Annotated in this window: 1 protein-coding gene; it reads left to right on the top strand. The window is 72.4% G+C overall.

Going from position 1 to position 268, the window contains the following annotated elements:
- The coding region (locus tag ACQG3P_RS19880; protein WP_426806007.1) for a hypothetical protein at positions 1-268 on the top strand (268 nt) is incomplete at both ends.

Raw genomic sequence — 268 nt, 5'->3', positions numbered from 1 at the left:
TCGACGGCGGCCAACGACTCCACCCCCCCCCAGGTCCACCCGAGCGGCGGAAGGGCCAGCGGTGCAGCCGCCGCGCTGGAACAGGTCCGCGCACAGGTCGGCGACCAGTTCGCCGACGTCTACACCCGGTTGGACGGCATGGATGCCGCAGTGCGGATCATGGACCGCCGGATCAGCCGGCAAGGCGCAATGTCGATGGCGCAGTCGCACGCCCGGACGACACCCCGGCCCGAACCCATGAGTGGGGTCGGCGGGGGCTACGCGTCGG

It is taken from the genome of Stenotrophomonas sp. SrG, assembly GCF_050031795.1.
Classification (GTDB): Bacteria; Pseudomonadota; Gammaproteobacteria; order Xanthomonadales; family Xanthomonadaceae; genus Stenotrophomonas; species Stenotrophomonas rhizophila_A.
This window is presented reverse-complemented; position numbering and strand designations above follow the sequence as displayed.